Raw genomic sequence first — 19404 nt, 5'->3', positions numbered from 1 at the left:
TTATTCTGTGCCGGGCATTTCCGCGCCAGGTTCCGGGAGCGGATGCGGGCTGCTAGAGCAGCCGCACCAGGTCATTGAAGACGGCGAGCGCCATCAGCATGAACAGCAGGCCGACCCCGGCGCGCTGCGCGAACTCGCCGACGCGCGCAGGAAGGGGACGCCCGGTCAAAACTTCCAGCGAATAATACAGTAAATGGCCACCATCCAGAACTGGAATTGGTAACAAATTCATTACTCCTAAGCTGATACTAATAAAGGCGATGAACTGTAAATAGCTTACGAGACCTATTCTTGCAGTCTGTCCGGCATAGTCGGCGATGGTAATGGGACCGGTCACATTCTTCCACGACGCTTCCCCGGTAATCATCTTCCAGATCATCTTGAGGGTCATCACGCTGGTTTCCCAGGTGCGCTCGGCCCCGCGCGCGATCGCCTCGAACGGGCCGGACGCGACGGTCACCATTTCCGGCGCCTGGGCCACCATGGCCTTGATCACGCCGCGGCCGTTCGGGTCCGCCTCCGGCACCAGCGACAGGGCCAGCGGGCGGCCGCCGCGTTCGACCTCGAGCGCCAACGGCTTAGCCGGAGACGCCCGCACCGCCTCGATGAAGGCGATGCCGTCGTCGACCTTCCGGCCGTCCACGCGCAGCACCAGGTCGCCGGCCTGCAGGCCGGCGCGCTGCCCTGCCCCGTCCGGCAGCACCTTGTCGATGCGCGGTTGCGGGCGCCACAAATCCAGGCCCAGTTCGGCCATCACGTCGGTTTCGACGTCGAGGCGGCCGACCACCGCCGCCGGCAGCGTCGCGCCGTAGGTGCCGCCGTGGACGCCGCGCAGTTCCAGGCGCGCATCCGATTTATCCACCGCCGCATGCACGATCTGCCAGCGCAGCTCGGCCCAGGAGGCCACGGCATTGCCGTTCACCGCGACCACCGTGTCGCCGCCGCGCACGCCGGCCCTGGCGGCCTCGGACGCCGCCGGCGCCTCGCGCAGGCGCGCCGCCGGCTCGTCCACGCCATGCATGTACAGCGCGGCCATCAGGCCGATCGCCAGCAGGAAGTTGGCCAGCGGGCCGGCGGCCACGATCGCGATGCGCTTCCAGACGTTCTGGCGCGTGAACTCGCGCGCCAGGTCAGCATCGTCCGTCGGCGCGGTCTCGGGGTCGCGCGCATCGAGCATCTTGACGTAGCCGCCCAGCGGCAGGGCCGACAGCGCCCATTCGGTCTGGTCCTTGCCGAAGCGGCGCGACCAGACCACGCGGCCCATCCCGACCGAGAAGCGCAGCACCTTGACGCCGCAGGCGCGCGCGACCAGGTAGTGGCCCAGTTCGTGGATCACGATCAGGGGACCGAGCGCCAGCACGAAGGCCAGCACGGTGTAAAGCATGGTCATGGCGGGGTCCAGGGGGTCAGCGCTGCAAGCCTGAAGCGATGGTCGATACGGCGTCGTTGGCGGCCGCGCGCGCGCGCGCGTCCTGGTCCAGCACCGCCTCGATCGACGGGGCCGGGCCATGCGGCACGACGTCGAGCGCGTGGCGAATCACGCGGTCGATGTCGCGGAAACCGATGCGGCGCTCGAGGAAGGCCTGCACCGCCACCTCGTTGGCCGCGTTGAGCAGAGCCGGCGCGGTGCCGCCCGCGCGTAATGCGTCAAAAGCCAGTGCCAGGCAGGGGAAGCGCTCGAAGTCGGGCTTGAAGAACTGCAGCCCCGCCATTTGCGTCAGGTCGAGCTGGGCCACGCCCGAATCGATCCGGTCGGGATAGGCCAGCGCATTGGCGATCGGGGTGCGCATGTCGGGGTTGCCCAACTGGGCCAGCACCGAGCCATCGACGTAGGACACCATCGAGTGGATCACGCTTTGCGGATGGATCACGACTTCGATCTGGTCGGCCGGCGCGCCGAACAGCCAGTGGGCCTCGATCACTTCGAGGCCCTTGTTCATCATGGTGGCGGAATCGACCGAGATCTTGCGGCCCATGACCCAGTTCGGGTGCTTGCAGGCTTCGTCGGGCGTCACGCTGCCGAGGGTCTCGACGGCGCGGTTCAGGAACGGGCCACCGGACGCGGTCAAGAGGATCTTGGCCACCCCGCAGGCGCCGGGCACGCGCGCGTACGACGAAGGCAGCGCCTGGAAGATCGCATTGTGTTCGCTGTCGACCGGCAGCAGGGTCGCCTTGTGCTCGCGCACGGCGTCCATGAACAGCTGGCCCGACATCACCAGCGCTTCCTTGTTGGCCAGCAGGATCTTCTTGCCGGCGCGCGCCGCGGCGAGCGTCGGCGCGAGGCCGGCGGCGCCGACGATGGCGGCCATCACGATATCGGTGTCCGCGCTGGAGGCGATGTCGCACAGCGCATCTTCTCCATATTCGACGCTGGTGGGCAGGTCGGCGATCAGGGCCGCCAGGCTGGCGGCAGCCTCGGGACTGCCGACCACGGCGCGCTGCGGGCGGAATTGGCGGCAGGCGGCGGCCAGTTCTTCCACGCGCGCATGCGCGCTGAGGGCGTAGACACGGTAGCGGTCGGGATGGCGCGCCACCACGTCGAGGGTCGAGGCGCCGATCGAACCGGTGGCGCCCAGGATGGTAATGCCTTGCATGGAAACTTCCTTCTAGAGCCGGGTGGCGATCAGGGCCGCCAGCGGCAGGACCGGCACGAGTGCGTCGATCCGGTCCAGCACGCCGCCGTGGCCAGGCAGCAGATTGCTGCTGTCCTTCATGCCGGCACGGCGCTTGAGCTGGGATTCGAACAGGTCGCCGACCACGCTGGCGACGACGATGAGGGCGATGACGGCCAGCATGCCGGCCCAGCCGAAGCTGGCCTGCACGCGCACCGCGAAGGTGTTGGACAGCGCTTCGCCGCCGAACAGGACGGTAAGCGAGGCCAGCAGCAGGGTCACGACGCCGCCGCCGATGGCGCCTTCCCACGACTTGCCGGGCGAGATCGACGGCGCGAGCTTGTTCTTGCCGAAGGTCTTGCCGCACACATAGGCGAAGATGTCGGCCGACCAGACGATGACCAGCACCGACAGCAGGAACAGGGCCGAATACTGGAACAGCATGACGATGGCGGCGAAGCACGCCACCAGAGAAATCGCATACAGCAGGCTGAGCAGGGTATTCGGCGTGCTGGCCAGCGGCGGCAGGCCGAGCTTGAGCGTGGGCGCGAAACGCAGTGCCCACAGCAGCGCGCCGATGGCGAACCAGAAGGTCGGATCGCCCTGCTCGCGCATGAAGAAGGCATACGCGAAGGCCAGGGTCCAGGCCGCCGCGATCGCCACGGCGCTCTTCGCGCCCGGATTGAACAGGCGGAAACACTCCCAGATCGCCGCCCCGAAGAAGATCGAGGCGACCACCGCGAACGCCGTGGGGTTGTTGGAATACAGAACCGGCAGCAGGACTGCCAGCAGGACGAGCGCGGTGATGATCCGGGTCTTGAGCATCAGTTGGTCTTCTTCGCTACTTGGGCGCTGGTCTGACCGAAGCGCCGTTCGCGCTTCTGGAACGAGGCGATCGCCTCATCCAGCGCCTCGGGCGTGAAATCGGGCCAGAAGGTGCTTGTGAAATGCAGTTCGGAATACGCCAGCTGCCACAGCAGGAAATTCGAGATGCGTTCCTCGCCGCCGGTCCGGATGAACAGGTCGGGTTCGGGCGCATATGCCATCGCCAGGTGGGGAGCCAGCATTTCCTCCGTAAAATCGGTCACGCCGGGGTTGGCCTGCACCATCTTCCCCGTTGCCTGCATGATATCCCAGCGGCCGCCATAGTTGGCGCACACGGTGACGGTGAGGCGGGTATTGCCGGCGGTGCGGCGCTCGGCATTGGCGATCATCTCTTGCAGCTTCGAATCGAAGCGGCTCAGATCGCCCACGACTTTCAGGCGAATATTATTGGCGTGCATCTTCGAGACTTCGCGCTCGAGCGCCGTCACGAACAGGCGCATCAGCAGCGAGACCTCGTCGGCCGGTCGGCGCCAGTTCTCGGACGAGAAGGCGAACAGGGTCAGGTACTCGACCCCGCGCAGCACGCAGGCTTCGACGATGCCGCGCACGGCTTCCACGCCCTTGACGTGGCCGGCGACGCGCGGCAGCAGGCGTTTAGTGGCCCAGCGGCCATTGCCATCCATGATGATGGCGATGTGGCGCGGCACGGCGAGCGTGTCGGGAACGGCGGTGGTCGAACTTTTGAACATCTTGTATCCAGCAGGGCTGCGCCCGGGGTGTCACCGCGGTGCGCAAATGGCCAATTTAGAATTGGACAATCATAAGGTAGGCGGACCGGCCGCGGCAAGCTGCCGGGGCCGGTCCGCAAGAAAGCCGTTGAGCTGGACCTTATACCGTCAGGATTTCCTTCTCTTTCTCGGCCAGCAGCTTGTCGATGTCGGCCACGGCCTTGTCGGTCAGCTTCTGGATCTCGTCCGAGGCGCGGCGCTCGTCGTCTTCCGACGCGGTCTTGTCCTTGACCATTTTCTTCAGCGCTTCGTTAGCGTCGCGACGGATATTGCGCACGGCAATTTTCGCGTCTTCGCCTTCCGACTTGGTCAGCTTGACCATTTCCTTGCGGCGCTCTTCGGTCAGCGGCGGGGTCGGCACGCGGATCATGTCGCCCTGGGCCGACGGGTTCAGGCCCAGGTCGGCGTCGCGGATGGCTTTTTCGATGGTCGCGGCCATTTTCTTTTCGAACGGCTGGACGCCGATGGTGCGGGCGTCGACCAGGGTCAGGTTGGCGACCATCGGCAGCGCGGTCGGGGTGCCGTAGTACTCGACCATCACGTGGTCGAGGATGCCGGTGTGGGCGCGGCCGGTGCGGACCTTCGCCAGGTCGGCCTTCAGGGTCTCGATGGACTTGGCCATGCGCTCTTGCGCGTTCTTTTTGACGTCAGCCAGGGACATGCTGCTCTCCTTGTTGTTCAGTAATATTTTAAACGTGTACCAGTGTACCCTCGTCTTCACCCATGATCACGCGGGTGAGCGCGCCGGGTTTGACGATGGAGAACACCTTGATCGGCAGTTTCTGGTCGCGGCACAGCGCGAAGGCGGTGGCGTCCATCACCTGCAGGTGCTTGGCGATGGCTTCGTCGAACGAGATGTTCTCGTAGCGGGTCGCGTGCGGGTCCTTCTTGGGGTCGGCGCTGTAGACGCCGTCGACCTTGGTGGCCTTCAGGACGATCTCGGCCGAGATCTCGGCGCCGCGCAGGGCGGCCGCGGTGTCGGTGGTGAAGAACGGGTTGCCGGTGCCGGCGGCGAACACGACGACCTTGCCTTCTTCCAGGTATTGCAGGGCTTTCGGGCGCACATAAGGCTCGACCACCTGCTCGATGCCGATCGCCGACATGACGCGGGCGGTGATGCCGACGTGGCGCATGGCGTCGGCCAGGGCCAGCGCGTTCATGACGGTGGCCAGCATGCCCATGTAGTCGGCGGTGGCGCGATCCATGCCCTGGGCGCCCGGGGCGACGCCGCGGAAGATGTTGCCGCCGCCGATCACTACCGCCACCTGCACGCCCAGCTTCGCCACTTCCGCCACGTCGGCCACCATGCGCTCGATGGTGGCGCGGTTGATGCCGAACGGGTCGTCGCCCATCAGCGCTTCGCCAGACAGTTTCAGGAGGACTCGTTGGTAGGCTGGTTTTGACATGATGAAGCGGCTCCTAATGTGATGTTTCGATGTTGCGAATTCGGGTCCGATCGACACCCCTAGGGTGCGATCTCATCTGCCTTGGAGGCGATGGCATTGTAAGGCGGGCGCTGCGCGCGGGGCGCTACGGTGTGCGCTGGACTTGGCTTCCCGCCTGCGCGGGAACGACGTGCGAAGGGTGCGGACTGCGGAGCCTTCTTCGGCCCGCACCCCGTGAACGTCGTTCCCGCGCAGGCGGGCACCCCAGTTCGTCGTGCAACCAGGAAATACACGATGGCCGCCGCACACAAACGATCCCACCTTAAAAAAACGGACCTTGCGGCCCGTTCTTTTTGATTACTGCTTGTTTGCAGCCATCTGGGCTGCAACTTCGGCTGCGAAGTCGTCGACCTTCTTCTCGATGCCCTCGCCCACCACGTACATGGTGAATGCCTTGACGGTGGTGTTCGATGCCTTCAGGTATTGCTCGATCGACTGCTTGTCGTTCTTCACGAATGCCTGGTTCAGCAGCGACACTTCTTTCAGGTACTTCTGCACCGAACCGTCGATACGCTTGGCGACGATCTCGTCCGATTGTGGCTGCTTGCCTTCGGCGACGGCTTTCTCAGCGTCTTCCTTGGCCTTCAGCTCGGCGACCGAGCGCTCTTTTTCGATCATTTCGGCTGGCACTTGCTCCGACGACAGAGCGACTGGCTTCATGGCGGCGATGTGCATGGCCAGGTCCTTGCCGACTTGCTCGTCCGCGCCTTCGAAGTCGACGATGACGCCGATGCGGGTGCCGTGCAGGTACGAAGCCAGCTTGCCGGTGGTTTCGAAACGCTGGAAGCGACGCACGGTCATGTTCTCGCCGATCTTGCCGATCAGGCCGGTGCGCACGTCGTCGAAGGTCTTGCCGTCGTGCGGCAGTGCTGCCAGGGCGGCGACGTCGGCCGGATTGTTCTCGGCGACCAGCTTGGCGGCCAGGTTGACCATGGCCAGGAATTCTTCGTTCTTGGCGACGAAGTCGGTTTCGCTGTTGACTTCGACGATCGCGCCGACGTTGCCGGAGATGTAGGTTGCCACGACGCCTTCGGCGGTGATGCGCGCCGATGCCTTCGATGCCTTGCCGCCCAGCTTGACGCGCAGGATCTCTTCAGCACGACCCATGTCGCCGTCGGCTTCGGTCAGTGCTTTTTTGCATTCCATCATCGGCGCGTCGGTCTTCGCGCGCAGTTCGCCTACCATCGCTGCAGTAATCGCTGCCATGTTGATTTCTCCTAAATGTTTTATCCGGTTGCAGGTCGTTATGACAACGCCCCACGGGTATTCAGCTTAAAAAAAGGGGGGCTCGTGTGTGCGGCGCCCCCTTCGATGCGTCAGCGAGCGAAGCTCGCCGTCACTTATGCTTGCTCGGAAACTTCGACGAAGTCGTCGCCGCCAGCCTTGACCATTTCAACGACTTCGTTGGTGGCGTTGGCGCGGCCTTCCAGGATCGCATCGGCGACGCCGCGTGCGTACAGGGTGATCGCTTTCGACGAGTCGTCGTTGCCTGGGATGACGTGGGTCACGCCTTCTGGCGAGTGGTTGGTATCGACGATGCCGATGACCGGGATGCCCAGCTTGCCGGCTTCGGTGATGGTGCCCTTGTGGTAGCCGACGTCGACGACGAAGATCGCGTCAGGCACGCCGCCCAGGTCCTTGATGCCGCCGATCGACTTTTGCAGCTTTTCCATTTCGCGCGAGAACAGCAGCGCTTCTTTCTTCGACATCTTCTCGACCGAACCGTCTTCGACTTGCGCTTCCATGTCTTTCAGGCGCTTGATCGAGGTCTTGATGGTCTTGAAGTTGGTCAGCATGCCGCCCAGCCAGCGCTGGTCGACGTAAGGCACGCCAGCGCGCTGTGCTTCAGCGGCGATGATGTCGCGCGCCTGGCGCTTGGTGCCGACCATCAGGATGGTGCCGCGGTTGGCCGAGATCTGCTTGATGGTCTTCATCGCATCCTGGTACATCGCCATGGTCTTTTCCAGGTTGATGATGTGGATCTTGTTGCGATGACCGAAGATGAACGGCGCCATCTTTGGGTTCCAGAAACGGGTCTGGTGGCCGAAGTGGATACCGGCTTCCAGCATTTCACGCATAGTAACGGACATGTAATTCTCCAGGGTTGGGTCTTGAATGTGGCCAGTCACCAGTCAGGCACCCTTTTAGGGCCACATTCGCGATTTCAATAAAATAAAAGATGCTTTTTACAACATTGCTCGATGCGAATCCGAGCAACCCGAGATTCTAGCGGGATTTGCCGTTTTGTTCAAGCGTGACGTAGGAGTGGCGATGGGGGCCGCCCTGAGGAAGGAATGTTTCCTCTATAATGAACCCTTATTGCCCAGACATATGGCATCGACTACTGCAGGATAAGAATCCCTATGGCATCCACTCCCAAAACTCCCGAAGAAATCGAAGGCATGCGCGTCGCCTGCCGCCTCGGCTCGGAAGTGCTCGACTATATCACCCCGTTCGTCAAGCCCGGCGTCACCACCGGCGAACTCGACCGCCTGGCGTATGAATACATGGTCAACGTCCAGGGCACGACCCCGGCGACCCTGAACTACGCCCCGCCCGGCTACCCGCCCTTCCCCGGCTCGATCTGCACCTCGCTCAACGACGTGATCTGCCACGGCATCCCGGGCGAGCGCGTGCTGAAATCGGGCGATGCGCTCAACATCGACATCACGCCGATCACCAAGGACGGCTACCACGGCGACAACAGCCGCATGTTCCTGGTCGGCGAGCCGTCGATCATGGCGCGCCGCCTGTCCGAGATCACCTTCGAATGCATGTGGCTGGGCATCGCCGCGGTCAAGCCGGGCAAGCGCCTGGGCGACATCGGCCATGCGATCCAGCAGCACGCCGAAAAGGCCGGCTACAGCGTGGTGCGCGAGTTCTGCGGCCATGGCGTGGGCCGCGTGTTCCACGAAGAGCCGCAGGTGCTGCACTACGGCCGTCCCGGCACCCTGGAAGAGCTCAAACCCGGCATGATCTTCACCATCGAGCCGATGATCAACGCCGGCCGCCGCGACATCAAGGAAATGCCGGACGGCTGGACCATCAAGACCAAGGATCGCAGCCTGTCGGCCCAGTGGGAACACACGGTGCTGGTCACCGAGACCGGGGTCGAGGTGCTGACCATGTCGGCCGGCAGCCCGCCGCCGCCGGCCATCGTGCTGCCGCTCCTGAACCCGGGCGCGGTCCCGACCCTGGCCGCGGCCTGAAGGAGCCGCCCATGGGACAGGCCGCCCTGCTCGACACCGCCCGCACCACCCTGCGCCAGCGCCTGAAGGCCGAACGCCAGCTGGCGTTCCAGGCCTTCCAGGAAGACGGCAAGCCCGAGAAGCTCCTGCGCGGCCTGCGCCAGGTGGTCGACGGCGTCCTGCTCGACGCCTGGCAGGCCGCCGGCCTGCCCGACGACACCGCGCTGGTGGGCGTGGGCGGCTACGGGCGCGGCGAACTGTTCCCCTATTCCGACGTCGACCTCCTGATCCTGCTGGGACAGCCGGCCGACGCCATCACCCAGGCGCGCCTGGAAGGCCTGGTCCAGCTGCTGTGGGACCTGGGCCTGGAAATCGGCCACAGCATCCGCACCGTGGACGAGTGCCTGAGCGAGTCCGCCGCCGACATCACCGTGCAAACGAGCCTGCTGGAAGCGCGCCTGGTCACCGGCAGCGCGCCGCTGTTCGAGGAACTGCAGCGGCGCTACCGCGACGCCCTCGATCCGCAGGCCTTCTTCCAGGCCAAGACCGCCGAGATGCGGCTGCGCCACGCCAAGTACGAATACACCGCCTTCGCGCTCGAACCGAACGTCAAGGAAAGCCCGGGCGCGCTGCGCGACCTGCAGGTGATCCTGTGGGTGGCCAAGGCCGCGGGCCTGGCCGACACCTTCGGCCAGCTCGCCACGCGCGGCCTGATCACGCGCATGGAGGCGCGCCAGCTGCTGGAAAAGGAAAGCGCCTTCAAGGACATCCGCATCCGGCTGCACCTGCATACGAAAAGGCGCGAAGACCGGCTGGTGTTCGACGTCCAGACCGCGATCGCCGGCACGCTGGGCCTCACCGCCAGCGGCGAAGGGCCGGACGCGCGCCGCGCCAGCGAATTCCTGATGCAGCGCTACTACTGGGCCGCCAAGACCGTGACCCAGTTGAATACGATTTTGCTGCAGAACATCGAAGCCCAGCTGTTCCCGCAGCCGGCGGTGGCCTTCCCGATCAGCGCCCACTTCACCCAGGTGGGCAGCCTGATCGACGTGGTGGCCGACGACACCTTCGAAAAGCATCCGTCCGCCATCCTCGAGCTGTTCGTGGCGATGACCGAGCGCCGCGAACTCAAGGGATTGAGCGCGCGCGCCACGCGCGCCCTGTGGCATGCGCGCACCTTGATCGACGAGGCATTCCGCGCCGACCCGGCGAACAAGGCGCTGTTCCTGCGTGTGCTGCAGGCGCCGCGCGGCCTGGTGCACGCGCTGCGCCGCATGAACGAATTCGGCATCCTGGGCCGCTACCTGCCGGCCTTCCGCAAGATCGTCGGCCAGATGCAGCACGACCTGTTCCACGTGTACACCGTGGACCAGCACATCATGATGGTGATCCGCAACCTGCGCCGCTTCACGATGCCGGAACACGCGCACGAATATCCGTTCTGCAGCCAGCTGATCGCCGACTTCCACGACCGCTGGCTGCTGTACGTGGCGGCCCTGTTCCACGACATCGCCAAGGGCCGCGGCGGCGACCACTCCAAGCTCGGCATGGATGACGCGCGCGCGTTCTGCCGCGACCACGGCATCAATGAAGAAGATACCGAGCTGGTGGTGTTCCTGGTCGAGCAGCACCTGACCATGTCGACGGTGGCGCAGAAGCAGGACCTGTCCGACCCCGACGTGATCCAGGCCTTCGCCGCCGTGGTCGGGGACGAGCGCCATCTGACCGCGCTGTACCTGCTGACCGTGGCCGACATCCGCGGCACCAGCCCCAAGGTGTGGAACGCCTGGAAGGCCAAGCTGCTGGAAGACCTGTACAAGGTCACGCTGCGCGTGCTGGGCGGCGAGCCGCATTCGGCCGACCGCGAGCTGCGCACGCGCCAGAAGGAAGCGCTGGCCACCCTGCGCCTGTTCGGCCTGGACGCCAACGCCCACGAAGCGCTGTGGAAGCAGCTCGACGTGGCCTACTTCCTGCGCCACGACGCCTCCGACATCGCCTGGCAGACGCGCGCGCTGGTCGACAAGGTCGACAGCGACAAGCCGGTTGTCAAGGCGCGGCTGGCGCCGATCGGCGAAGGCCTGCAGGTGGCGGTCTACGTCAAGGACCAGCCCGACCTGTTCGCGCGCATCTGCAGCTACTTCGACCGCAAGAACTTCAGCATCCTGGACGCCAAGATCCACACCACGCGCCACGGCTATGCGCTGGACAGCTTCCTGGTGGCGGACGAGAACTTCGCCGGCAGCTACCGCGACATCATCAGCCTGATCGAGCACGAGCTCTGCTCCCAACTGCTGTCGCAGGAGGCGCTGCCGCCGCTGGTGCGCGGACGCCTGTCGCGGGTGGCGCGCACCTTCCCGATCACGCCGACGGTCGAGCTGCGGCCCGACGAGCGCGGCCAGTTCCACGTGCTGTCGATCGCCGCCAACGACCGCATGGGCCTGCTGTACGCGATCGCCAGCGTGCTGGCGCGCTACCGGCTGAACCTGCACACGGCCAAGATCATGACCCTGGGCGAGCGCGTCGAGGACGTGTTCCTGATCGACGGCCCGGCCCTGAACAATCCACGCACCCAGGTGCAGCTCGAGACCGATCTTCTCGACGCCCTCAAGATTTGATTCACTCCTTTTTACAGTAAAGCTTTCTCGATGACCGAACCGCTCCGCCTCTCCAAACGTATGTCCGAACTCGGCCTGTGCTCGCGCCGCGAAGCCGATGAATGGATCGCCCGCGGCTGGGTGCGGGTGGACGGCAAGGTCGTCTCGGAACTGGGCAGCAAGGTGCTGCCGACCCAGCGCATCACGGTCGAGCGCCAGGCCGCGGCCGAGCAATCGAAACGCGTCACCATCCTGATCAACAAGCCGGTCGGCTACGTCAGCGGCCAGGCCGAGGATGGCTACACGCCGGCCGTCGCCCTGATCAAGCCCGAGAACCGCTGGGCGGAAGACCCGTCGAAGGAGCAGTTCCACCCGACCCAGCTGCGCAGCCTGGTGCCGTGCGGCCGGCTGGACATCGATTCGGTGGGTCTGCTCGTGCTGTCGCAGGACGGCCGCATCGCCAAGCACCTGATCGGCGAGACCACCAGCGTCGACAAGGAATACCTGGTGCGGGTGCAGTACACGAAGCCGGGCAAGCTGCCCGACAGCGACCTGAAAAAGCTCAATCACGGCCTGTGGATGGACGGCAAGCCGCTGCTGCCGGCCAAGGTGCGCTGGCAGAACGAGGACCAGCTGAGCTTTACCCTGCGCGAAGGCAAGAAGCGCCAGATCCGGCGCATGTGCGATATGGTCGGGCTGAAGGTGGTGGGCCTCAAGCGCGTGCGCATCGGCAAGGTCAAGCTGGGCAACCTGCCCGAAGGCCAGTGGCGCTACCTGGCCCCGGACGAGCAGTTTTAAGCCGCGCCTAGCAGCGCCGGCTTGCCGTTCGGTAGCGGCGCCTCTGCCGCCAGCAAACCCTCGGCCTTCAATTCTTCCCAGAACGCCGGCGGGATGACGATGTCCATCAGCGCCGCGTTACGCTGCAGGTGCGCCACGCTGCTGGCGCCGGGAATGGTCGCCGCCGCCACCGGATGCGCCAGCCCGAACTGCAGCGCCGCCGCCGGCAGGTCGACGCCGTGGCGCGCCGCCACCTGGCGCAGCCGTTCGCGGCGGGCGATCTTGTCTTCGTCCGCCGGGCCGTAGTCGTAGTTCGGGCCGCCGGCCAGGAAGCCGGAATTGAACGGTCCGCCCAGCACCACCTTCGCGCCGCGTTCCTCGCACAGCGGGAACAGTTCTTCCAATGGCGTGGTTTCCATCAGCGTATAGCGGCCGGCCAGCAGGAAGATGTCGGGATCGGAGTCGCGCAGCGCGCGCAGGCAGGGGTCGACCGTGTTCACGCCCAGGCCCCAGCCCTTGATCACGCCCTCCTCGCGCAGCCTGACCAGGCCTTCGAAGGCGCCGCCGCGGCCGGCCGCGATGGCATAGTAGTGCTCGTACTCGGCCTGGCTGAAGCGGTCCGGCGACAGGTCGTGCACATACACGATGTCGATGTGCGACAGCGCCATGCGCTGCAGGCTGTCCTCGATCGAGCGGCGCGCGCCGTCGGCCGTGTAATCGGTGACGCGCCGGAACGGCAAGCCGCCCACGAAGGGATCGGCGATCTCGGGCGTCTCGCTCGGCACCAGGATGCGGCCGACCTTGGACGACAGCGTGTATTCGTTGCGCGGACGGCGCCGCAGCGCCTGGCCGAAACGGTGCTCGGACAGGCCGGCGCCGTAGTGCGGCGCGGTGTCGAAATAGCGGATGCCGGCGTCCCAGGCGGCGTCGACGGTGGCTTGCGCAGCCTCTTCGCTGGTCTTGTGGTACATATCGCCCAGGCCGGTGCCGCCCAGGCCCAGGCGCGTGATGGGTTGGTAACGCTGAGTCATCGTTCTGTCCTTTCTCGACTGATCGGACAGATTCTGCCTGTCGCGCGACCTTGCCGGCGCACGCCAGCGCTGCGGCGCAACATCGCCTTCACGCCGCGCGCCGGCTCTCGATCTGCATCAGGGCGGCGCCCAGGACGTCGAGGTCGACCGGCTTGGCGAACAGGTCGTGGAAGCCCGCCGCCAGCGCCTGCGCCCGGTCCTTCTGTTGCGCATAGCCGCTCACCGCGATCAGGATCGCCTGCGCCGCGCCTGGCTGCTTGCGCAGCGCGGCGGCCAGCTCGTAGCCGTTCATCTCGGGCAGGCCGATGTCGAGCAGGCACACATCCGGCCCGAAGGCCGGCAGCGCGGCCAGGGCCTCGCGCGCGGAGTGGGCGACCAGCACCGTGTGCCCCAGGGTTTCGAGCAGCAGCGACAGCGTGACCGCCGCGTCCTCGTTGTCGTCGACCACGCCGATGCGCAGCGCCGGCACGCTGGCGCGCAGCGGGCTGCGGTCGCGCGCGCGCCGCTCGACCTGGGCGCGCGTCGACAGCGGCAGGCTGACGTGGAAGGTGCTGCCCTGCCCAGGACCTTCGCTGCTGGCGCTGACCGCGCCGCCGTGCAGCTTGAGCAGGCTGCGCACCAGCGCCAGCCCGATGCCCAGGCCGCCCTGGCTGCGGTCCAGGCCCCGCGCCCCTTGCGCGAACAGGTCGAAGGCGCTGGCGATCAGGTCGGGCGACATGCCGATGCCGTCGTCGCGGATGTCGACCGCGAGCGCGCCGCCGTCCGTCGTCAGGCGCACCTCGATATGACCGCCTTCGAGCGTGTACTTGGCGGCGTTGCTGAGCAGGTTGGTCATGACCTGCACCAGGCGCTTGCGGTCGCCGACCACGATCGCGCGCGCCGGCGGCAAGTCGACGGTCAGGCGGTGCCGGTGCTTCTCGATCAGCGGGCGCACCTGTTCGACGGCGTCGGCGATGACGTCCTTGAATTCCAGTTCGCGCAATTCGAGCTCCACCTTGCCGCGGGTGACGCGCGAGACGTCCAGCAGGTCGTCGATCAGCGACGTCATGTGGCCGGCCTGGCGCGCCACGATCTCGCTGGCGCGCTGCACCATGGCGGGGTCGAGGTTGAAATTGGACAGCATGGTGGCGGCCGAGACGATCGGCGCCAGCGGATTGCGCAGCTCGTGGGCCAGCATGGCGAGGAATTCGTCCTTGCGCTGGTCGGCCTGGCGCAGCGCCGCGATCAGGGCCTCCTGCTCGGTCATCGCCTTGCGCAGCTCGATCTGGCTCATGACCTGGTGCGCCAGGGTGGCCAGCACGAACTGCTCCTGCTCGCTCAAGCCCTGCGGCCGCGGCCTGTCGTCCAGCACGCACAAGGTGCCGAGCGGGACGCCGTCGCGCGTCTTGAGCAGGGCCCCGGCGTAAAAGCGCAGCCCGGCGTCCTTCGTCACCAGCGGATTGCACCGGAAGCGCGGGTCCTCGCGCGTGTCGGGCACGATCAGCTGCTGTTCCTCGAGCAGCGCGAAGCGGCAGATCGAATCGTCCAGCGGCATCTCGCGCATGCCCAGGCCGATCTCGGACTTGAACCACTGGCGGCCACGCGCGATCAGGTTGACCGCCACGATCGGCGCGGCCAGCAACTGGCTGACGAGGCGCACGACGTCGTCGAACGAACGCTCGGGCGGGGTGTCGAGGATGCCGTAGGAATCGAGGACGGCGAGGCGCGCTTCTTCGTCGAGGGTGGCGGTGCTGGACGTCATGGATAGTTGGAGGTGGCGGAAACGGGCCGAGAACATGCCGGCTGGCCACCAATTATAGGAACAAAGCGGCGCTTGCGGCCACACGGAACGTCCTGGAAAGCTTGCCGCGCGTCTCGCGAACGCCGCGCCGTGGCCATCACGCCGACGCGGTCAGTCTTGTGCGAGATGGTAGCAGCCAGTGATTATCTCAGGCCACGCCCGGACGCAGCCGGCGCCACAACGCGCGCCCCGCCGCATGCACCAGCCATGAAAACAGCGCGATGACGGCCCCGAACATGGCCGGCAGGATCGGCCCAGCCACGAAATTCATGGCCAGCACGAAGCCCAGCAGGTATTCGGCATGCCACAGGCGCACCACGAGGGCCAGCGCCAGCAGGCCGAAGAAGACGTAGTCGACCAGGGGACTGCCGGCCGCGAACAGCGCCGCCAGCGTGGCGCCGTAGGCCAGCGCGCACAGGAAGGCGACGAGGGGAGCCGGCCTGAGCGAAAGCCCGCCAGTGGCGGCAAGCCGTGCGCGGCGCTCGACCCTGCCGACGGTCCACCAGGTCAGCAGCGGCACCAGCAACAGGCCCCACCAGTTGGACACCGCGGGCAACTCGGGATTGGCCAGCAGGTGATGCGACAGCACGCCGCCATGCAGATGCTCGCGCGCGAGCAGGGCCAGTTCGGCGCACAGCGCCAGCAGAGTCAGGAGGGTGCGGCGACGGCTCGCGGAGGCGGCGTTCATGGGGTCCTGGACGTGGAAGAGCTCGAGCGCTTCACACTACCAGAAGTCGCGGCCCCGATCCACGCCGGGAGCGGATTCCATGCCGCCGTCATAATATGCATATGTTTCAATCGCCCAGCACCGTGACGACCAGCCGGCGCCGGTGAGGGGCCGTGCGGTGTTCCCACAGGTAGATGCCCTGCCAGGTGCCGAGCAGCATGCGCCCTGCCCCGACCGGAACCGTGAGCGCGGTGTCGGTGAGCATGGTGCGGCCGTGGGCCGACATATCGTCCGGCCCTTCGGCGTCGTGGCGATAGGCCGGATCGCCGTCCGGCGCCAGGCGCGCGACGATGGTTTCCAGGTCGCGCCGCACGTCGCCGTCGGCGTTCTCGGTAAGCAGCAGCGAGCAGCTGGTGTGCTGCACGAAGACGTGGACCAGGCCGCATTGCAGTTTTGATGCCGCGACCACGGCGGCGACGTCGCGCGTGATGTCGCGGGTGCCGCGCCCGCTGGTCGAAAATTCGAGGATGTCCTGGTGCGCCATGCTGCTGTCCTGTGATGAAAGCCGTGGGGCTCCATCATACCAGCGGCGAATCTCGGCTAATCGCGGCGGCGGTCGGCCAGGAACTGCTGTGCGCGCGGGTGTTGCGGATGGGCGAAGAATTCCTGCGGCGTGGCCTTCTCCAGGATCTTCCCTTCGGCCATGAACCAGACCCGGTCGGCCACGTCGCGCGCAAAGCCCATCTCGTGGGTCACGCACACCATCGTCATGCCCTCGCCCGCCAGGGAACGCATCACCTGCAGCACCTCGCCCACCATCTCGGGGTCGAGCGCGCTGGTCGGCTCGTCGAACAGCATGATCGGCGGACGCATCGCCAGCGCGCGGGCGATCGCCACCCGCTGCTGCTGGCCGCCCGACAGCGCGTTCGGATAGGCGTCGGCCTTGTGCGCCAGGCCGACCCGCTCGAGCAGCCCCATGGCGTGTTCGCGCGCCTCGGCCTTGGTCGCCCGTTTCAACCTGACCGGCGCCAGCGTGCAATTCTCGAGCGCCGTCAGGTGCGGGAACAAATTGAAGCTCTGGAACACGAAACCGATGCCGGCGCGCAGCGCGTTGACATCCAGGCCCCTGGCGTGGATGTCGCGGCCATCGATCTCGATGCGGCCGGAATCGATCTCTTCCAGCCGGTTGAGGGTGCGGATCAGGGTCGACTTGCCGGAGCCGGACGGCCCGCACACCACCAGCACCTCGTTGTTCCCGACGTGCTCGGTGATGTCCACCAGCGCGTGGTAGTCGCCGTAGTATTTGTTGACTTTATCGAGGACGATCATCGTTGGTGGACTTTCATGAAGCTTGCGCACTGCGGCGCTGCAGGCGCCGCTCGAGCAGGAAGGCCAGGCGGGACAGGCCGAAACACAGGATGAAATAGGTCAGCGCCAGGATCAGGTACACCTCCACCGCCTGGGTGAACACCAGGGTGTTGATCTGGGTGGCGATGAACGACACTTCCGACAGACCGATGATGTAGCCGAGCGAAGTCGCCTTGATGGTCGAGACCAGCTGGTTGACGATCGACGGCAGGCCATGGCGCAGGGTCTGCGGCAGCACCACGTGGCGCAGCGCGGCGCCATAGCCCAGGCCCAGCGAACGCGCGCTTTCCAGCTGCCCCTTGGGCAGCGCGCGCAGGCCGGCGGCCACGATCTCGGCCAGGTAGACGCTGTCGAACACCACCAGCACCATCAGCATCGTGGTCGCCTGCGAGGTCTTGACGCCGGTGACGGCGGGCAGGAAGAAATACACCCAGAACAGCACCAGCAGCAGCGGCACGGCGCGCACCACCTGCACCAGGCCGGCCACCGGCAGGCTGATCGCGCGATACGGGCTGACGCGGGCAATGCCGAGCAGCAGGCCGAGCGGCATCGCCAGCACCAGCGCGGCGCCCGACAGCAGGATGGTCAGCACCAGGCCGCCGAGCGGCCCTTCAGGATATTGGCCGACCAGGAAGTACAGCCAGTAGGTATCGATCAGTTCGAGCATCCGTCGTCTTTCAGGCCGTCCTCACCGGATAGCGGCGCTGGAACAGGTAAGCGAGCAGCGAGATCACGAGCGAGACCGTCAGGTAGGCCAGCGTGGCGAAGGTGAACGCCTCCAGGCTGCGAAAACTGGCCGTTTCCACGCGCGCGGCCTGGTACATCAACTCCGCGGCGCCGATGACGGTGGCCACGCTCGTGTCCTTCCACAGGTTGACGGTCTGCGACAGCAGCGGCGGCACCGAGGCGCGCAGCGCCTGCGGCAGCAGCACCAGGCGCACCGCGGCCACCCGCCCCAGGCCCAGCGAACGCGCGGCCTCGAGCTGGGTCGCGGGCACGGCGCGGATGCCGCTGCGGATGTCCTCGGCCATGTGCACGCCGGCGTACAGCGTCAATGCGATGACGGCGCAGACCACTTCGGGGTTGTTCGCGTACAGGACTTCGCGCGCGGACTCCGGCAGCAGTTCGGGAAACGCGAAGTACCAGAACAGCAGGTGCGCCAGCAGCGGCACGTTGCGGATCGCCTCGACCAGCGTCGCGCCGAGCGCGCGCAGCGGCGCGAAGGTCGAGGTGCGCATCAGCGCCACCAGCGCGCCGAAGGGCAGCGCGAAGGCGAAGCTGATGACGGTCAGCTGGATCGACAGGATGAAGCCCTGCACCAGCCAGTCGTGGTACTCGCCGGACTGCAGGATGGTCGGATCGAAGAACAACACCAGGCTCAGATCTGGTCGGTGTGGATCTTGAAGCTGCGCTTGGCGAGGTTGGTGCGGGTGCCGGGGCCATACCATTTATTGAACAGCTGCTGGGCGGCGCCGCTGCTTTCCAGCTCGCGCAGGGTCTGGTCGACCACCGCCTTCAGGCCCTTCTCGCCCTTGCGCAGGCCGAGCGCGAGCGGCTCGTTGCCGATCGACGGCGCCAGGATCGTGAAGCCCTTGGCGGCCGGGCCCAGCTTGCCGTAGTCGGACAGCAGCGAGGATTCGTCGTTGACGTAGGCGACGCCTTTCCCCTGGCGCAGCGCCTGGAAGGCTTGCTGGGTGTTCTCGAACGTCACCACCTCGACGTTCGGCACCGCCTTGCGGATATTCGTTTCCTGGGTGCCGCCGCGCACGGTCAGCACCTTCTTGCCGGCCAGTTGCGGCAAGCCGGTGATGCCGCTGGCCGCGCGCACCATGACCTTGGAACCGGTCACGAAGTGGGTCAGCGCGAAATCGACCTGCGATTCGCGCTCCTTGTTGTGGGTGAGCGAAGCGGCCAGGATGTCGACGTGGCCCTGCTGCAGCTCGGGAATGCGGGCGGCGACCGAGATCTGCTTGAACACCGGTTTCACGCCCAGCTTCTTCGCCACCGCATTCGCGATGTCGATCTCGTAGCCGACCAGCTGGCGCGATGTCGGGTCGATGAAGCTGTTCGGTTCATCGGTGCCGAGCACGCCGAACACGATCTGCCCCTTCTTCTTGATGTCGGCCAGCTGGTCGGCGTGCGCCAGGCCGGCAGACAGCGAGACGCCCAGGGCGAAGGTGCTCAGGATAAGGTGACGGCGAGTGAACATTGATGCTCCGGCTAGGATGTCGATCTTGCGAGTATAGAACAAACGCTTATATCGAAAAACGACTAATTTGCCATAAGAAAATGTCGAAAAACTCATATAGAGCGGCGCCGGCGATGCTAG

19 protein-coding genes are annotated in these 19404 nt (G+C 66.0%); 3 read left to right on the top strand and 16 right to left on the bottom strand.

The annotated features are described in order from the left end of the window. Positions 1-52: 52 nt before the first annotated feature. From rseP to rpsB, 8 genes are all read right to left on the bottom strand, one after another. Entirely contained in the window at positions 53-1390 is a 1338-nt protein-coding gene (gene rseP, locus LO55_RS17780) for an RIP metalloprotease RseP (RefSeq protein WP_071362482.1), read from the bottom strand. A gap of 16 nt (positions 1391-1406) precedes the next feature. Further along, positions 1407-2594 carry a 1-deoxy-D-xylulose-5-phosphate reductoisomerase gene (gene ispC, locus LO55_RS17775; protein WP_071362481.1) on the bottom strand — a complete coding sequence of 396 codons (1188 nt, stop codon included), beginning with the start codon at positions 2592-2594 and terminating at the stop codon, positions 1407-1409. 12 nt (positions 2595-2606) lie between these two features. Then, a complete protein-coding gene (locus LO55_RS17770) occupies positions 2607-3437 on the bottom strand; it encodes a phosphatidate cytidylyltransferase (protein ID WP_005667517.1) in 831 nt (276 codons plus the stop codon). Continuing rightward, a complete protein-coding gene (gene uppS, locus LO55_RS17765; RefSeq protein ID WP_005667514.1) occupies positions 3437-4186 on the bottom strand; it encodes a polyprenyl diphosphate synthase in 750 nt (249 codons plus the stop codon). The genes LO55_RS17770 and uppS overlap by 1 nt, the downstream gene beginning before the upstream one ends. Before the next feature lie 139 nt (positions 4187-4325). Beyond that, on the bottom strand, positions 4326-4886 hold the full coding sequence (gene frr / locus LO55_RS17760; protein ID WP_005667513.1) for a ribosome recycling factor: 561 nt from the start codon (positions 4884-4886) through the stop codon (positions 4326-4328). A gap of 28 nt (positions 4887-4914) precedes the next feature. Continuing rightward, positions 4915-5631, bottom strand: a complete 717-nt coding sequence (gene pyrH / locus LO55_RS17755; protein WP_005667511.1) for a UMP kinase — start codon at positions 5629-5631, stop codon at positions 4915-4917. A 336-nt stretch (positions 5632-5967) separates the two neighbouring features. Continuing rightward, positions 5968-6876 carry a translation elongation factor Ts gene (gene tsf / locus LO55_RS17750; RefSeq protein WP_071362480.1) on the bottom strand — a complete coding sequence of 303 codons (909 nt, stop codon included), beginning with the start codon at positions 6874-6876 and terminating at the stop codon, positions 5968-5970. 134 nt (positions 6877-7010) lie between these two features. Then, positions 7011-7760: a 30S ribosomal protein S2 gene (rpsB, locus tag LO55_RS17745; protein WP_005667508.1), complete on the bottom strand. Its 750-nt coding sequence runs from the start codon at positions 7758-7760 to the stop codon at positions 7011-7013. A 273-nt stretch (positions 7761-8033) separates the two neighbouring features. Between rpsB and map the strand changes: the two genes are divergently transcribed. From map to LO55_RS17730, 3 genes are read left to right on the top strand one after another with little or no spacing between them, the layout of a single operon-like run. Then, complete coding sequence (gene map, locus LO55_RS17740; RefSeq protein ID WP_071362479.1) at positions 8034-8879, top strand: type I methionyl aminopeptidase; 846 nt, start codon at positions 8034-8036, stop codon at positions 8877-8879. 11 nt (positions 8880-8890) lie between these two features. Continuing rightward, positions 8891-11473: a [protein-PII] uridylyltransferase gene (locus LO55_RS17735; protein ID WP_071362478.1), complete on the top strand. Its 2583-nt coding sequence runs from the start codon at positions 8891-8893 to the stop codon at positions 11471-11473. 30 nt (positions 11474-11503) lie between these two features. Then, positions 11504-12250 carry a pseudouridine synthase gene (locus LO55_RS17730; protein WP_071362477.1) on the top strand — a complete coding sequence of 249 codons (747 nt, stop codon included), beginning with the start codon at positions 11504-11506 and terminating at the stop codon, positions 12248-12250. Here LO55_RS17730 and LO55_RS17725 read toward each other — a convergent pair. The 8 genes from LO55_RS17725 to LO55_RS17690 form a co-directional block, all read right to left on the bottom strand. After that, entirely contained in the window at positions 12247-13260 is a 1014-nt protein-coding gene (locus LO55_RS17725; RefSeq protein WP_071362476.1) for an aldo/keto reductase, read from the bottom strand. The genes LO55_RS17730 and LO55_RS17725 overlap by 4 nt on opposite strands. An 88-nt stretch (positions 13261-13348) precedes the next feature. Further along, complete coding sequence (locus tag LO55_RS17720) at positions 13349-15001, bottom strand: hybrid sensor histidine kinase/response regulator (RefSeq protein ID WP_071362475.1); 1653 nt, start codon at positions 14999-15001, stop codon at positions 13349-13351. A gap of 187 nt (positions 15002-15188) precedes the next feature. Further along, positions 15189-15728, bottom strand: coding sequence for a hypothetical protein (locus LO55_RS17715; protein ID WP_071362474.1), 540 nt, complete (start codon positions 15726-15728; stop codon positions 15189-15191). 106 nt (positions 15729-15834) lie between these two features. After that, complete coding sequence (locus LO55_RS17710) at positions 15835-16251, bottom strand: secondary thiamine-phosphate synthase enzyme YjbQ (RefSeq protein WP_071362473.1); 417 nt, start codon at positions 16249-16251, stop codon at positions 15835-15837. Between the two features lie 56 nt (positions 16252-16307). Next, the gene (locus LO55_RS17705) at positions 16308-17036 is read right to left on the bottom strand and encodes an amino acid ABC transporter ATP-binding protein (RefSeq protein ID WP_071362472.1); all 729 of its coding nucleotides are present in this window, start codon (positions 17034-17036) and stop codon (positions 16308-16310) included. A gap of 13 nt (positions 17037-17049) precedes the next feature. Continuing rightward, positions 17050-17742, bottom strand: a complete 693-nt coding sequence (locus LO55_RS17700) for an amino acid ABC transporter permease (RefSeq protein WP_071362471.1) — start codon at positions 17740-17742, stop codon at positions 17050-17052. A gap of 10 nt (positions 17743-17752) precedes the next feature. Continuing rightward, on the bottom strand, positions 17753-18448 hold the full coding sequence (locus LO55_RS17695; RefSeq protein WP_071362470.1) for an amino acid ABC transporter permease: 696 nt from the start codon (positions 18446-18448) through the stop codon (positions 17753-17755). 5 nt (positions 18449-18453) lie between these two features. After that, on the bottom strand, positions 18454-19284 hold the full coding sequence (locus LO55_RS17690) for an ABC transporter substrate-binding protein (protein WP_071362469.1): 831 nt from the start codon (positions 19282-19284) through the stop codon (positions 18454-18456). Positions 19285-19404 lie beyond the last annotated feature (120 nt).

The sequence above is a fragment of the Massilia timonae genome (assembly GCF_001866515.1).
GTDB classification, from domain to species: Bacteria; Pseudomonadota; Gammaproteobacteria; order Burkholderiales; family Burkholderiaceae_D; genus Telluria; species Telluria timonae.
Note: the sequence above shows the minus strand (reverse complement) of the source record. Positions and strands in the feature narration are given on the sequence as shown.

Bases quoted from the DNA above. Each gene is read 5' to 3' on its own strand.
- rseP (WP_071362482.1), bottom strand. From the start codon at position 1,390: ATGACCATGCTTTACACCGTGCTGGCCTTCGTGCTGGCGCTCGGTCCC.
- ispC (WP_071362481.1), bottom strand. From the start codon at position 2,594: ATGCAAGGCATTACCATCCTGGGCGCCACCGGTTCGATCGGCGCCTCG.
- LO55_RS17770 (WP_005667517.1), bottom strand. From the start codon at position 3,437: ATGCTCAAGACCCGGATCATCACCGCGCTCGTCCTGCTGGCAGTCCTG.
- uppS (WP_005667514.1), bottom strand. From the start codon at position 4,186: ATGTTCAAAAGTTCGACCACCGCCGTTCCCGACACGCTCGCCGTGCCG.
- frr (WP_005667513.1), bottom strand. From the start codon at position 4,886: ATGTCCCTGGCTGACGTCAAAAAGAACGCGCAAGAGCGCATGGCCAAG.
- pyrH (WP_005667511.1), bottom strand. From the start codon at position 5,631: ATGTCAAAACCAGCCTACCAACGAGTCCTCCTGAAACTGTCTGGCGAA.
- tsf (WP_071362480.1), bottom strand. From the start codon at position 6,876: ATGGCAGCGATTACTGCAGCGATGGTAGGCGAACTGCGCGCGAAGACC.
- rpsB (WP_005667508.1), bottom strand. From the start codon at position 7,760: ATGTCCGTTACTATGCGTGAAATGCTGGAAGCCGGTATCCACTTCGGC.
- map (WP_071362479.1), top strand. From the start codon at position 8,034: ATGGCATCCACTCCCAAAACTCCCGAAGAAATCGAAGGCATGCGCGTC.
- LO55_RS17735 (WP_071362478.1), top strand. From the start codon at position 8,891: ATGGGACAGGCCGCCCTGCTCGACACCGCCCGCACCACCCTGCGCCAG.
- LO55_RS17730 (WP_071362477.1), top strand. From the start codon at position 11,504: ATGACCGAACCGCTCCGCCTCTCCAAACGTATGTCCGAACTCGGCCTG.
- LO55_RS17725 (WP_071362476.1), bottom strand. From the start codon at position 13,260: ATGACTCAGCGTTACCAACCCATCACGCGCCTGGGCCTGGGCGGCACC.
- LO55_RS17720 (WP_071362475.1), bottom strand. From the start codon at position 15,001: ATGACGTCCAGCACCGCCACCCTCGACGAAGAAGCGCGCCTCGCCGTC.
- LO55_RS17715 (WP_071362474.1), bottom strand. From the start codon at position 15,728: ATGAACGCCGCCTCCGCGAGCCGTCGCCGCACCCTCCTGACTCTGCTG.
- LO55_RS17710 (WP_071362473.1), bottom strand. From the start codon at position 16,251: ATGGCGCACCAGGACATCCTCGAATTTTCGACCAGCGGGCGCGGCACC.
- LO55_RS17705 (WP_071362472.1), bottom strand. From the start codon at position 17,036: ATGATCGTCCTCGATAAAGTCAACAAATACTACGGCGACTACCACGCG.
- LO55_RS17700 (WP_071362471.1), bottom strand. From the start codon at position 17,742: ATGCTCGAACTGATCGATACCTACTGGCTGTACTTCCTGGTCGGCCAA.
- LO55_RS17690 (WP_071362469.1), bottom strand. From the start codon at position 19,284: ATGTTCACTCGCCGTCACCTTATCCTGAGCACCTTCGCCCTGGGCGTC.